Source organism: Streptomyces sp. P9-A4, assembly GCF_036634195.1.
In the GTDB taxonomy this organism is placed as follows: Bacteria; Actinomycetota; Actinomycetes; order Streptomycetales; family Streptomycetaceae; genus Streptomyces.
This window is the reverse complement of the sequence record NZ_JAZIFY010000001.1, coordinates 1,040,285-1,052,455: the sequence shown is the minus strand read 5'-3', so window position 1 is coordinate 1,052,455 and position 12,171 is coordinate 1,040,285. Positions and strand designations below refer to the sequence as shown.

Annotated in this window: 11 protein-coding genes and 1 pseudogene; 6 read left to right on the top strand and 6 right to left on the bottom strand. The window is 73.4% G+C overall.

The window, feature by feature from the left end:
• The first annotated feature begins 45 nt into the window (after positions 1-45).
• Positions 46-639: an FxsA family membrane protein gene (fxsA, locus tag V4Y03_RS04640; protein ID WP_332434095.1), complete on the top strand. Its 594-nt coding sequence runs from the start codon at positions 46-48 to the stop codon at positions 637-639.
• 157 nt (positions 640-796) lie between these two features.
• Here fxsA and V4Y03_RS04635 read toward each other — a convergent pair whose 3' ends face one another.
• From V4Y03_RS04635 to yczE, 4 genes are all read right to left on the bottom strand, one after another.
• Positions 797-1,171: an RNA polymerase-binding protein RbpA gene (locus V4Y03_RS04635; protein ID WP_015032218.1), complete on the bottom strand. Its 375-nt coding sequence runs from the start codon at positions 1,169-1,171 to the stop codon at positions 797-799.
• Between the two features lie 255 nt (positions 1,172-1,426).
• The gene (locus V4Y03_RS04630) at positions 1,427-2,815 is read right to left on the bottom strand and encodes an MFS transporter (protein WP_317877463.1); all 1,389 of its coding nucleotides are present in this window, start codon (positions 2,813-2,815) and stop codon (positions 1,427-1,429) included.
• A gap of 50 nt (positions 2,816-2,865) precedes the next feature.
• On the bottom strand, positions 2,866-3,630 hold the full coding sequence (locus V4Y03_RS04625) for a glycerophosphodiester phosphodiesterase (RefSeq protein WP_332434092.1): 765 nt from the start codon (positions 3,628-3,630) through the stop codon (positions 2,866-2,868).
• Positions 3,627-4,334 carry a membrane protein YczE gene (yczE, locus tag V4Y03_RS04620; RefSeq protein ID WP_317877461.1) on the bottom strand — a complete coding sequence of 236 codons (708 nt, stop codon included), beginning with the start codon at positions 4,332-4,334 and terminating at the stop codon, positions 3,627-3,629. The genes V4Y03_RS04625 and yczE overlap by 4 nt, the downstream gene beginning before the upstream one ends.
• Before the next feature lie 64 nt (positions 4,335-4,398).
• Here yczE and V4Y03_RS04615 point away from each other — a divergent pair, with 64 nt between their 5' ends.
• Positions 4,399-5,898 (top strand): SCO1417 family MocR-like transcription factor, encoded by a 1,500-nt coding sequence (locus tag V4Y03_RS04615; protein WP_332434091.1) that lies wholly within the window; start codon positions 4,399-4,401, stop codon positions 5,896-5,898.
• A 135-nt stretch (positions 5,899-6,033) separates the two neighbouring features.
• Here V4Y03_RS04615 and V4Y03_RS04610 read toward each other — a convergent pair whose 3' ends face one another.
• On the bottom strand, positions 6,034-7,659 hold the full coding sequence (locus V4Y03_RS04610) for a hypothetical protein (RefSeq protein ID WP_332434090.1): 1,626 nt from the start codon (positions 7,657-7,659) through the stop codon (positions 6,034-6,036).
• A gap of 37 nt (positions 7,660-7,696) precedes the next feature.
• Entirely contained in the window at positions 7,697-7,891 is a 195-nt protein-coding gene (locus V4Y03_RS04605) for a hypothetical protein (RefSeq protein ID WP_015032212.1), read from the bottom strand.
• A 307-nt stretch (positions 7,892-8,198) separates the two neighbouring features.
• On the opposite strand from V4Y03_RS04605, the gene V4Y03_RS04600 reads away from it, so the two are divergent.
• The 4 genes and pseudogenes from V4Y03_RS04600 to V4Y03_RS04585 form a co-directional block, all read left to right on the top strand.
• On the top strand, positions 8,199-8,591 hold the full coding sequence (locus tag V4Y03_RS04600) for an ankyrin repeat domain-containing protein (RefSeq protein WP_317878811.1): 393 nt from the start codon (positions 8,199-8,201) through the stop codon (positions 8,589-8,591).
• A gap of 256 nt (positions 8,592-8,847) precedes the next feature.
• Positions 8,848-10,263 carry a HEAT repeat domain-containing protein gene (locus V4Y03_RS04595; protein ID WP_332434088.1) on the top strand — a complete coding sequence of 472 codons (1,416 nt, stop codon included), beginning with the start codon at positions 8,848-8,850 and terminating at the stop codon, positions 10,261-10,263.
• A 387-nt stretch (positions 10,264-10,650) separates the two neighbouring features.
• Entirely contained in the window at positions 10,651-11,196 is a 546-nt protein-coding gene (locus V4Y03_RS04590) for a glycosyltransferase (RefSeq protein WP_332434087.1), read from the top strand.
• Between the two features lie 14 nt (positions 11,197-11,210).
• Positions 11,211-12,126: pseudogene (locus V4Y03_RS04585) on the top strand (glycosyltransferase); the annotation flags it as partial.
• Positions 12,127-12,171 lie beyond the last annotated feature (45 nt).

Sequence of the window (12,171 nt, the reverse complement as noted above, 5' to 3'; positions counted from 1 at the left end):
TTCCCTTTACGACGTTCCGGCGGGGCGCCAGGCACACTGGGCAGCATGACGACCGGCGCACCGCCTCCCCTCGCCCCCAAGCGCTCACGCGCGCGCAAGTACCTTCCGCTCGGCATCGCCGCCTGGCTGGTCCTGGAGATCTGGCTGCTCACGGTGGTGGCGAACGCGGCGGGCGGGCTCACCGTCCTCGCCCTGCTCGTCGGCGGCGCCGTACTCGGTGCCGCCGTCGTCAAGCGGGCCGGCCGGCGTGCCTTCGCCAACCTCACCTCGACCTTCCAGCAGGCCCAGGCCGCGGCGCAGACGGGCGCGATGCCCGGCGCACCGGAGCGCACCGGCGCCGAGGACCGCAACGGCTTCCTGATGCTCGGCGGTCTGCTCCTGATGATCCCCGGGCTGCTCTCGGACGCGGTCGGTCTGCTCCTGCTCGTCCCGCCGGTCCGCTCCTTCCTCGGGCGGTACGCCGAGAGGGCCGTCGAGCGCCGGATGAGCGCCGCGCCGCCCGGCAGCCTCCAGGACGCCTTTCAGCAGGCCCGGATGCACCGGCCGGACGGAAAGGTCGTGCAGGGCGAGGTCGTTCGCGAGGACGGCGCCCAGGGCCCCCGCCGGGCCGACGAGCCCCGGCCGCCGCTGATGCCCTGATGCCCTGATGTTCTGAACTTCCGAGGTTCACTGCCACGGTGCCCCTGCTCCTCCCCGGGAGCGGGGGCACCGTGGCGTCGTGGTGGCGCACGAACGCCGCGGGGCCCGGTACACAGATCGTGTACCGGGCCCCGCGGCGTTGTTCGTGCCGGGTCCGCTAGGCGGACTTGCGGCTGTCTCGCGGATGCACGGCGATGTTCATGGCGCCGGAACGCAGGACGGCCAGCCTTTCGGCGAGGACCTCCTCCAGCTCCTCGCGGGTGCGTCGCTCCATGAGCATGTCCCAGTGCGTACGCGCAGGCTTGCCCTTCTTCTCCTCAGGTCCGTCCCCGTCCACCAGGAGTGCCTGGATTCCGCAGACCTTGCATTCCCACTCCGGCGGAATTTCCGCTTCCACCGAGAAGGGCATCTCAAAACGATGGCCCTTCTCGCATGCGTACTCCACGGCCTGGCGCGGGGCCAGATCGATGCCGCGGTCGGTCTCGTAGCTCGTCACCACGAGGCGCGTGCCGCGAAGAGCTCGCTCACTCATGAATCGTGCCTCCCGGGCTTGTCGCCCACAGGACAGATGTCGCTGTCGTCGTTATCCGGTCAACGTCCGGTCGGCGGTAAAGATTCCCGTGCCGGGTCATGCGTCGCCCGTCGTGCCGCCCCTTGTTGTACCCACCAGTGCCCGTTTTGTCACATCTGACGGCAGAAGTAACCCGGTGTCTTCACCAAAGCAGCACGCAGTAACGGTCCGCCTGGCAGGCCAAACGCGTACACTACCGCCCTTTCGGTTCCACGTCTAAAAACGGTCCGGTATCGGGTTCCCCGCGGCCTCCACCGCGCGCCGCACCGGGACCCGGGCGAGCAGGACGAAGCCGACCACGAAGAAGATCACCAGGGAGATGATCGCATCCCGGTAGCTCCCGGTCAGCTGATACGCGAGACCGAACACGAGCGGCCCCAGCCAGCTGAGCCCCCGATCGCTCATCTCGTACGCCGAGAAGTACTCCGCCTCCTTGCCGCGCGGCACCAGATGCGAGAACAGCGAACGCGACAACGCCTGGCTCCCGCCGAGCACCAGGCCGATCGCGGCCGCCAGACAGTAGAAGAACACCGGCGCGTCGGCGGGCAGGGAGTACCCCGCCACCAGGATCAGCGTCCACACCGCGAGCGATCCCAGAATCGTCCGCTTGGCGCCGTACGACCGGGCGAGTCGTCCCATCCCGAGCGCCCCCGCCACCGCCAGCACCTGGACCAGCAGGACCGCCGTGATGAGCGTCGTCTGGTCGAGGCCCAGCTCCTCCGAGCCGAACACCGAGGCCTGCGAGATCACCGTCTGCACGCCGTCGTTGTAGACCAGATAGGCGAGCAGGAACGACAGCGTCAGCGGATGCCGGCGCATGTCCTTCAGGGTCTCCCGGAGCTGGCGCCAGCCGCTGCCGACCGAGCCCCCTCCGGACCGCTCCCGGCCCTCCGGGCCGATCCGCCGGTCACGCAGCCGCCGCAGCGGCACCAGGGTGAAGGCGCCCCACCACACACCGGCCGAGGCCAGGCAGATCCGCACCGCCTCGCCCTCCGTGAGGCCGAAGGAGTCGTGGCCCGTGTAGAGCACCAGGTTCAGTACGAGGACGAGGGCGCCGGACGTGTAGCCGAAGGCCCAGCCGCGCGAGGACACCGCGTCCCGTTCGTCCGGCTCGGAGATCTGCGGCAGATAGGCGTTGTAGAGCACCATCGAGACCGACAGTGAGGCGTTCGCCACGATGAGCAGGAAGGCGCCGAGCAGATACCGGTCGCCGTCCAGGAAGAACATCCCCACCGTGGCCGTCGCGCCCAGGTACGCCGACGCGGCGAGCAGCGGCTTCTTCCGTCCCGTACGGTCGGCCACCGCGCCCACCAGCGGCATCACCAGCACCGCGACCACGATCGAGGCCGACACGGCGTACGCGAAGAGCGAGCCCGCCCGCACCGGGATCCCCAGCGGGTGCACGAAGCCCTCGGCGTCGGCCGCCGCCCGCGCCACCGAGGTCAGGTACGGCCCCAGGAACACGGTCAGCACGCTCGTCGAGTACACCGAGCACGCGAAGTCGTAGAAGTACCAGCCCCGCTGCTCCCGCCGGCGCTCGGCGGGCCCGATGGCGTACTCCTCCGGTTCTGTGGTCTCTGCGGTCAAGGCCGCCCCCTCGTTCATCCCCGTGGACCGGCCCGGTGATCCCGGAACGGTGTCACCGGCACGCGCGCTCAGACCCACACACCCCGCTCGGTCAGCACCGAGCGCAGCGTCTCCAGTTGATCGGTCATGATGCCATCCACGCCCAGGTCGAGGAGAGAGTGCATCCGGGCCGGATCGTTGACCGTCCACACATGGACCTGGAGCCCGCGCGCGTGCGCCTCCCGGACGAACCGCCGGTCCACGACCGGGATGCCGCCCTGCCGCTCCGGCACCTGCGCCGCCACGGCCCCGGCCCGCAGCGCCGCCGGGATGCCGAGCGAACGCAGCCGCAGCCCGATCACCCCGCGCACCCCGTACGAGGTGGCGAGCCGGGGGCCGGCGAGGCGCTGAGCCCGCGCCACCCGGGCCTCGGTGAAGGAGCCCACGCAGACCCGGTCCCAGGCGTTGGTCCTCCGGATCAGGTCGATCAGCGGGAGCAGGGCCGACTCGGCCTTGAGGTCCACGTTCCAGCGGGCCTCGGGGAACTCCTCCAGGAGGTCCGCGAAGAGCGGCAGCGGTTCCTCACCCGCCACACGGGCCTCCCGCACCGCGTCCCAGGGCAGGTCGCGGATCCGGCCCGAGACGTCCGTCACGCGGTCGAGGGTCGCGTCGTGGAAGGCCACGAGCGCCCCGTCCGAGGTCGTGTGCACATCGGTCTCGAAGTAGCGGTAGCCCGCGGCGGCGGCCCGGCGGAAGGCGGCCGCGGTGTTCTCCAGGCCGTTCGCCGTGCCGCCGCGGTGGGCGAACGGGAGGGGTGAGGGATGGTCGAGATAGGGGTGGCGTACGCGAGTCACGGCCGCAGTATGGCCTGTTCCGGTGTCCCCGGGGCGACGGCGGTGCTGCCGGAGTCCGGCTCGGGCACGGCGAACCGGCGCAGGAAGAACTGGGCGAGCGGCCCGATGGCCAGGGCGTACAGCACCGTGCCGACGCCGACCGAGCCGCCGAGCAGGAAGCCGGTGGCGACCACCGCCACCTCGATCGCCGTCCGCACCAGACGGATGGACCAGCCGGTCAGCCGGTGCAGCCCGGTCATGAGGCCGTCGCGCGGGCCGGGGCCGAAGCGGGCCGCGATGTACAGACCGGTCGCGACCCCGTTGAGGACGATCCCGGCGGCGAGCAGCGGGATCCGCCCGGCCAGGGGGTGGACGTCCGGCACCAGGGCCAGGGTGCCGTCCATCGCCAGGCCGACCACGAACACGTTGGAGACGGTCCCCAGACCGGGGCGCTGCCGGATCGGTATCCACAGCAGCAGCACCGCCGCCCCCACGATGATCGACACCACGCCGATGGTCAGACCGGTCCGCTCGGCCAGGCCCTCGTGGAGGACGTTCCAGGGTTCGAGGCCGAGACCGCTGCGCACCAGCAGTGCCGAGCTGACCCCGTACAGCGTCAGCCCGACGTAGAGCTGGACGAGCCGGCGGCCCAGGTGCCGGCCGTGGCGGCCGGAGGCGATGGACAAGGAACTTTCCCCCAGGGTGGTGTCGGTGGACTGGCTCATGACACTCTGTGGCGGTGGAACGGGTGCCAACCATGGCCAATTCGCGGAAGGTGGACTGATTTCGATGGCCCAGTGGACTTCGGCGGTAGGACCGGCTCAGCTCGCCCGGCAGCTCCAGGCACAGCAGCCCAGGCCCGCCGGACCCGGCGCCCGCAAGCCCCCCGCCTACCGGGCCCTCGCCGACGGCATCCGTCTGCTCGTCCTGGAGGGCCGGGTCCCGGTCGCCGCCCGGCTGCCCGCCGAGCGGGAACTTGCCGTCGCCCTCACGGTCAGCCGTACGACGGTGGCCGCCGCCTACGAGGCGCTCCGCTCCGAGGGCTTCCTGGAGTCACGGCGGGGAGCCGGCAGCTGGACCGCCGTCCCGGCCGGGAACCCGCTTCCCGCGCGCGGACTCGAACCGCTGCCCCCGGAGGCCCTCGGCTCGATGATCGACCTGGGCTGCGCCGCGCTGCCCGCGCCCGAACCCTGGCTCACCCGGGGCGTCCAGGGCGCCCTGGAGGAGCTGCCGCCCTACGCCCACACGCACGGGGACTACCCGGCGGGACTGCCCGCGCTGCGGCAGATGCTCGCCGACCGCTACACGGCGCGGGGCATCCCCACCATGCCCGAGCAGATCATGGTCACGACCGGGGCGATGGGCGCCATGGACGCCATCTGTCATCTCTTCGCCGGACGCGGTGAGCGGATCGCCGTCGAGTCCCCCTCGTACGCGAACATCCTCCAGCTGATGCGGGAGGCCGGTGCCCGGCTCGTCCCCGTCGCCATGTCCGAGGGCCTCGGGAGCTGGGACCTGGGCCGCTGGCGCCAGGTGCTGCGGGACGCGGCACCCCGCCTCGCGTACGTGGTGGCCGACTTCCACAACCCGACCGGCGCGCTCGCCGACGAGGACCAGCGCCGGCAGCTGGTGGAGGCGGCCCGCTCGGCCGGGACGGTCCTCGTCGTCGACGAGACCATGACCGAGCTGCATCTCGACGACGACGTGGACATGCCCCGCCCGGTCTGCGCCTTCGACCCGGCGGGCTCCACCGTCCTGACGGTCGGCTCGGCCAGCAAGGCCTTCTGGGCCGGCATGCGCATCGGCTGGGTCAGGGCGGCGCCCGACGTGATCCGTTCCCTGGTGGCCGCGCGCGCGTACGCGGACCTCGGCACCCCCGTCCTGGAGCAGCTGGGCGTGAACTGGCTGATGCGGACGGGCGGCTGGGAGGAGGCGGTGGCCCTCCGCCGCGACCAGGCGAGGGAGAACCGGGACGCGCTCGTCACGGCGGTGCGCAGGGAGCTGCCCGAGTGGGAGTTCTCGGTGCCGCGCGGCGGTCTGACCCTCTGGGTCCGCACCGGCGGCCTCTCCGGCTCCCGGCTGGCCGAGGCGGGGGAGCGGGTCGGCGTCCGTGTCCCCTCGGGCCCGCGCTTCGGCGTGGACGGGGCCTTCGAGGGCTTCGTGCGGCTGCCCTTCACGGTCGGCGGCCCGGTCGCGGACGAGGCCGCCGCCCGACTGGCCGCAGCGGCCCGGCTGGTCGAGTCGGGCGCGGGCGGTGGGGCCGAACCGCCTCGGTCCTTCGTGGCGTAGGCGCAGGGCGTGATGCGCGCGTGGGCGTTCCCACGCGCGCGTGGAGCGGCCCGTACGCGCGCGTGGAGCCGCCCGTACGCGAAGAGGCCGGTAGGGACCTGGGGTCCGTACCGGCCTCTTCGGGTTCTCCGGGGCTCAGCCCTCCGCCGGGACCGGCGTGTGGAGCGGCGCCGGGCCGGGGTCCGGCTCGGTGCGCGGGGCCGGAGCCGGTTCGATGGCCGAGCCGGGGACGGTCTCGACCGCCTTGGTGGTGACCGTCCGGCGCTCCGGGAGCAGTTCGAGCACGGCCTTGCGGTGGGCCTCGCTGGTCGCGTCGTCGTACGGGTCGGGCGTGGCCGGCACCTGGAGCCGCAGGACGGGGCCGGTGCCCAGGCGCGCGTACCCGCGGCCGGCGGGGACCTCCGGCGTGGGGGTGGTGTGCGGCGCGGCGCCCAGGACCGCCGCGATCTGCTCCGGCGCGGCCGGACCGAGCACGATGCGGGCCCTGGTGTGGGCGCGTACCGCCTCGCTCAGCGTGTCCGCGCTGTCGAACTGCTCGGCGACCACCACGGTGACCTGCGCGGCGCGCCCGTGCCGCAGCGGGACCTGGAGCAGCTCCTGCGGGTCGGGACGGCCGTCGGCGGCGGCCAGGTGCCCCAGGACGCTCGGACGGTCGAGGAGGATCCACAGCGGGCGCCGGGTGTCCTCGGGCACCGCGTGGCCCGCCTGGCGGGCCCGGTTGGCGGCGATCAGCCGGCGCTCCGTCTCGTGCGCCGCCCATTCCAGGGTGGTCAGGGCGCCGGAGAGGCCGCACTCGACGGCCAGGACGCCGTCCCGGCCGGTGAGGCACGCGTACTCGCCCGTGCCGCCGCCCTCGACGATCAGGACGTCGCCGTGGGGGAGGGCCTGGAGCACGATCGAACGCAGCAGGGACGTGGTGCCGCTGCCCGGCTGGCCGACGACGAGCAGATGCGGCTCGGTGGAGCGGGGGCCGGTGCGCCAGACCACGGCCGGGGCGTCCTCGGTGCCGTCCGCCGCGACCACGGGCACGGTCCGCTGGACGGCGTCCGCGTCGGTGAAGCCGAGCACCGTCTCGCCCGGCACGGTCACGAAGCGCTGGGCGGCGATCGTGGTGGACAGGGCGGGCAGCACGCTCATGACGAGCCGGTTGCCCTCCTCGTCCCAGTCGAAGCGGTACTCCCGGCCGCGCCCGGACTTCGCGTGCAGCAGCTGCTCGATGCGCGCGCGTGCGGCGGGCTCGCCGTCGGTGAAGTACGGGGGGTAGGCGATCCTCAGCCGGGTGAGCCGCCCGTCCTCGTCGAAGGCGTACTCGTCGAAGGCGTCGCTCCAGTCGCCGCCGTGGGCGAACAGCGGGGCGGGGTCCTCGGCCACGGAGAAGTACGGCACGAGGGCCTCGTAGAGCCCCTTGAGCCGGGCGATCTCCGCGTCGTCGGGCCCGGTCTTCACGACCGGGCGCTCGCGTCCCTTCCACGCGGCCGCGCCCATGAGCGTGACGAGCGCGAGGAGCGGCCCGTACGGCACGAGGGCGATGACCAGGACGCAGGCCGCGACCAGGAGCAGCGTGGGACCACGCCGCTCCTTGGGGGTCGCGGCCCACTTGGCGCGCGCGGTCGCGGCCAGCTTCCGCAGACCGCGGGAGACCGTGATCAGCGGATGGAGCACGTCGGTGGCGCTGTCGGCGGCCGTACGCGCGATCTCTCGGCTACGAGCGATCTGTGCGCTGCCGCTGCTCAGAATGCGGGGGAGTGGTCGCCGGGCCACGAAGTACTCCTGAAGTGGTGGAAGGGACGGAAGGGCGTCAGAACTTGATCCCGCCCAGCAGGCCGGCGAGGCTCTGGCCGCCCGCCGTGATGCTCGGGGCGATGGCGGTACCCGCGAGGTAGAAGCCGAACAGCGCGCTGACGAGGGCGTGCGAGGCCTTCATCCCGTCCTTCTTGAAGAACAGGAAGCAGATGATGCCGAGCAGGACCACGCCTGAGATGGACAGGATCATTGGTTGTTCTCCTGGTTGAGGGGACAGTCACCATGAGTCCTTCCAAGTTCACAGCAAGTATCTATGTGACTAAAGGTGCATTCGAGTGAAAAGCGGGCTATTTCACTTGACCGGCGGACGTCGAACAGGCCTCCGAGTGGCGAAATGCCCGGCGTGCGTTAGAGGAGGGTTCCGGCGGCGGACTGCCGTGATCTTTGCCTCGGTCGGGCGAGGTCATGTCACCGAACGGGCAGTACCCTGTCGATTCACTCGTACGGCGGCGCTCGCCGTGCGCGGCCCGACACAGCAGGAGAGGCGGTCCCACCCGATGAGCGAGACTCCGGACCCCGAGGTCATCGAGCTGGCGGCCAAGGTCTTCGGCCTCGCCCGCACCGGGGACGCCGACGCGCTGGCCGCCTACGTCGACGCGGGCGTGCCCGCGAACCTCACCAACGACAAGGGCGACTCCCTCGTCATGCTCGCCGCCTACCACGGCCACGCCGCCGCCGTCGCCGCCCTCCTCGCGCGCGGTGCCGACGCCGACCGCGCCAACGACCGCGGCCAGACCCCGCTCGCCGGTGCCGTCTTCAAGGGCGAGGACGCCGTCGTCCGCGCCCTCCTTACCGGCGGTGCGAATCCGGAAGCCGGGACTCCGTCCGCCGTGGACACCGCCAGGATGTTCGGCAAGACCGAACTCCTGGAGCTGTTCGGAGTCCGGTGAACGGACACTGAACCCCAGGTGAGAGCGGCGTCGTAAATGTGGTCGCGGTGGCGAAATGGGTGGGTCATCATGACGTCGGGCCCGGCAAAACGGGCCACCGACGAGAGGCTGAGGAAGATGGTCACTGGCAGGCGAAACACGACGAGCGGCCCGACATGTTGCCGCGCGGCCTAGGCGTACGGGCGATGTACCGCCCGACCCGGGTCATCCCGGTCTCCCCCGGTCGTGTCGACAGCTTGATGTGAGGCGTCTTCCCATGTTCGATCCAGTCATAGCGCCGAGCGGCACCCTGCTCGGCCTGCTGCAGCGGGGCCGCGGCGACGGCACCCTGCACGCCCTTGCCGCGCCACGCGCCGAGGCCCTCGCGGCCCTGAACCACTGCGTTCTCGACGACCCCCGCCACGACTGGCAGGTCGAGAACCGCTCCCTGTACTACGCCCGTCTCTACCTGGACCTCCACGGCGGTCTCGACGAGATCGAGGCGCACCTCTTCGGCGCCGAGGACCACCTCGACACCGAGGAGTCCCGGACCGGGCTCGCGCTGTCCGTCCTCGGGCACCTCGCGTCCTACGGCCGCCAGGACGCCCTGCTCCTGCTCCGTCGCTACGCCGCGACCGGCACGAACTGGGCCTGGGCCCTCGACGAGCTGGCGCTCCGCGACGACGACGCCGGACTCCGCTCGCTCGCCCTGCCCGTACTCGCCCGCTTCCCGGCCGACGCCGAGGGCGACGCCGAACTGGCCGGGGTCGTGCGCGACGCCTACGAGCCCCGCCCGTGGCGTCTGTGGGCCGAGGACCGGCGCGACACCGTCGGCGCCCGGATCAGGGCCGCCCGCGAGCAGGGCTCCTTCGACCGCTGGCAGCGCCAGATGCGCCCCGCCGGGCCCCGTCCCGGCTGGAGCGTGCGCGCCGTCCTCGACTGGGCGCAGGAGGGGTACGAACGCGGAGCCGTGCTGTACGGTCCCGCCGCCCGCTGCCTCACCGCCGTCGCGGGACCCGAGGACCGGCCCGAACTCCTCGCCGCCGCCCGGCACGGCGCGGTGGGAGCCCGGGGCGCCGCCCTGCACCACCTCGCCCAGTCACAGGACCCCGCCGTCCTGGACCTGGTCGAGGCCGCCGCCGACGGAGACTCCCGCGAGGTCGCCGAAGCCGCCGTCGCCGCCTACCGGCGGATGTGCGGCCAGGACGCCGTCGCCCGCGCCCGCGCGTGGGTCCGCAGGACCGACGCCCTCGGCGCCGCCGCCGCCGATGTACTCGCCTGCCGCGGCACCGCCCAGGACTCCCCCTCCGTCCTCGGCGCGCTCCGTGACACCGTCCGCTCCGAAGGCCCCGACGCTCCCGTCCTCGCCGGTCTCGTGGACGGCGCCGGACGCCTCGGCATCGCCTGTGCAGCGCCCGTACTGCGCCACGTCTACCGAGAGACGGCCTCCTCCCAGCTCCGCGGCCGTGTGGCCCGCGCCCTCGCGGCCACCGACCCCACCTTCGCGACGGGCTTCGCCGTCGAATGCCTCTGGGACTGCGAGGAGACCACCCGCGAGGTGGCGGCCCAGCACGCCGAGACCGGGGACGTACGCGTCGCCGAACGATTGCGCCGCCTCGCCGCGGACCCGGCCGAGGAAGTCGAGGTCCAGACGGCGGTGCGCAACCGGATAGGGCCGGACCTCCAGGTCTGACCAGGTCACCCCGTCACCCGGCTCCGGGGCGGCGCGGCCCCCGGCGGAGAACCCGCCGAGCGTGGCCCCGCCCCGGAGCACGGGGGCGGCGGGGGACCTGCCGGGCCTCCCGGCCGCGCGTGCGCACGTTCCACGGCCGTACGCTCCCGGCCGCAGGTTCCCGACCGTACGCTCCCGGCCGCAGGTTCCCGACCGCACGTTCCCGGCCGCAGGTTCCCGGCCGCAGGTTCCCGGCCCGGTTCGCGACCGGCGCCGCCCCCGGACCCACCGCCCCGGAGCCGGTCCCGCCGGGCCGGGACGGGCACCGCGCGAAACGCTCATGGGACGTTTCCTCCCCGTCCAGATCGACGTTGACGGGGACACGCCGGACGCGACGACAACACCCGTATGCGTGTCGTCATCGTCACCGAATCCTTCCCTCCCGACGTCAACGGTGTGGCGCACTGCGCCCTGCAGACCGCGCGCCACCTCGTCCGGCGGGGCCACACCCCGCTCGTCATCGCCCCCGCCGTCGCCGACCAGGCGGCCGACGCCGAAGCGCCGTGCGCCGTCGTCCGGGTGCCCTCCCTCCCCCTGCCCGGCTATCCGCAGGTACGGGTCGCCCTGCCCAGCCGCCGGGTCGCCGCTGCCATCGCCGCCCTCTGCCAGACCGTCCAGGAGGCCATGGCGAGCGGCGTCCCGGTGATCGCCCCGGCCGCCGGCGGACCCCTGGACCTGGTCGACCACGGGCGCACCGGAATCCTCGTACCCCCGGGCGACCCGAGCGCGCTGCGCACGGCGGTCGCCTCCCTCGCCGCCTCGCCCGAGCTGCGCGCGGCGTACGGCCTGGCGGGGCGGGCGGCAGTCGAGGGCCGCACCTGGGAGGCCCTCGGCGACGAGCTGATCGGCCACTACCTGGAGGTCCTGCGCGAGCGGACGGCGGTGGCGGCGTGAACGGCCACGGAGGTGTGAACCGCTACGAGGGTGTGAACGGGGACGGCGGTGTGAACAGCCGGGGCGGCGGGCTGCGGATCGTCCGGCTCGCGAACTTCGTGACGCCCACCTCCGGTGGCCTCCGGACCGCCCTCGACCAGCTCGGCCGCGGCTATCTGGCGGCCGGGCACGAACCCGTCCTCGTCGTCCCCGGCGACGTCGCCAGTGACGTCCGTACCGAGCAGGGGCGGGTCATCACCCTGCCCGGCCCGGTCCTGCCCGGCACCGGCGGCTACCGGGTGCTCGCCGACCGGCGCCGGGTGCGCCGGCTCCTGGACGACCTCGCACCCGACCGGATCGAGGTCTCGGACCGTACGACCCTGCGATGGACGGGGGAGTGGGCACGACGTGCGCGCGTGCCGTCGGTGATGGTCTCCCACGAGACGGCGGACGGGGTGCTGCGCACCTGGGGCGCGCCGCCGGCCCTCGCGGCCCGCGCGGCGGACCGGCTCAACCGCCGTACCGCCTGGGCGTTCGCCAGGATCGTCTGCACGACGGAGTGGGCGGAACGCGAGTTCGTGCGGATCGGCGCCCGCAATGTCGTCCGGGCCCCGCTCGGCGTGGACCTGGACCGCTGCCGGCCCGGCCGGCGCAGCACCGTCCTCCGGGCCCGGTACGCGGACGGGGATCGGGTGCTGCTGTTGCTCTGCTCGCGCCTCTCGGTCGAGAAGCGGCCCGGCACGGCCCTGGACGCCCTCGCCGAGCTGCGGGACGCGGGCGTGGCGGCGGCCCTGGTGGTCGCGGGCGACGGGCCGCTGCGGGGCGCCCTGGAGCGGCGCGCGAGGGAACGGCGGCTACCGGTGCGCTTTCTGGGGCACGTCGCCGACCGGGAGGCCCTGGCGGACCTCCAGGCGGCGGCCGACGTGTGTCTCGCCCCCGGACCGGCGGCACCGGAACCGCCCCGCTCGACACCCGCGCCGATGACGCCCTCGCCGC

What these genes read in the sequence shown, in the direction of transcription:
- fxsA (WP_332434095.1), top strand. Translation starts at nt 46, where the DNA reads ATGACGACCGGCGCACCGCCTCCCCTCGCCCCCAAGCGCTCACGCGCG.
- V4Y03_RS04635 (WP_015032218.1), bottom strand. Translation starts at nt 1,171, where the DNA reads ATGAGTGAGCGAGCTCTTCGCGGCACGCGCCTCGTGGTGACGAGCTAC.
- V4Y03_RS04630 (WP_317877463.1), bottom strand. Translation starts at nt 2,815, where the DNA reads ATGAACGAGGGGGCGGCCTTGACCGCAGAGACCACAGAACCGGAGGAG.
- yczE (WP_317877461.1), bottom strand. Translation starts at nt 4,334, where the DNA reads ATGAGCCAGTCCACCGACACCACCCTGGGGGAAAGTTCCTTGTCCATC.
- V4Y03_RS04615 (WP_332434091.1), top strand. Translation starts at nt 4,399, where the DNA reads ATGGCCCAGTGGACTTCGGCGGTAGGACCGGCTCAGCTCGCCCGGCAG.
- V4Y03_RS04605 (WP_015032212.1), bottom strand. Translation starts at nt 7,891, where the DNA reads ATGATCCTGTCCATCTCAGGCGTGGTCCTGCTCGGCATCATCTGCTTC.
- V4Y03_RS04600 (WP_317878811.1), top strand. Translation starts at nt 8,199, where the DNA reads ATGAGCGAGACTCCGGACCCCGAGGTCATCGAGCTGGCGGCCAAGGTC.
- V4Y03_RS04595 (WP_332434088.1), top strand. Translation starts at nt 8,848, where the DNA reads ATGTTCGATCCAGTCATAGCGCCGAGCGGCACCCTGCTCGGCCTGCTG.
- V4Y03_RS04590 (WP_332434087.1), top strand. Translation starts at nt 10,651, where the DNA reads ATGCGTGTCGTCATCGTCACCGAATCCTTCCCTCCCGACGTCAACGGT.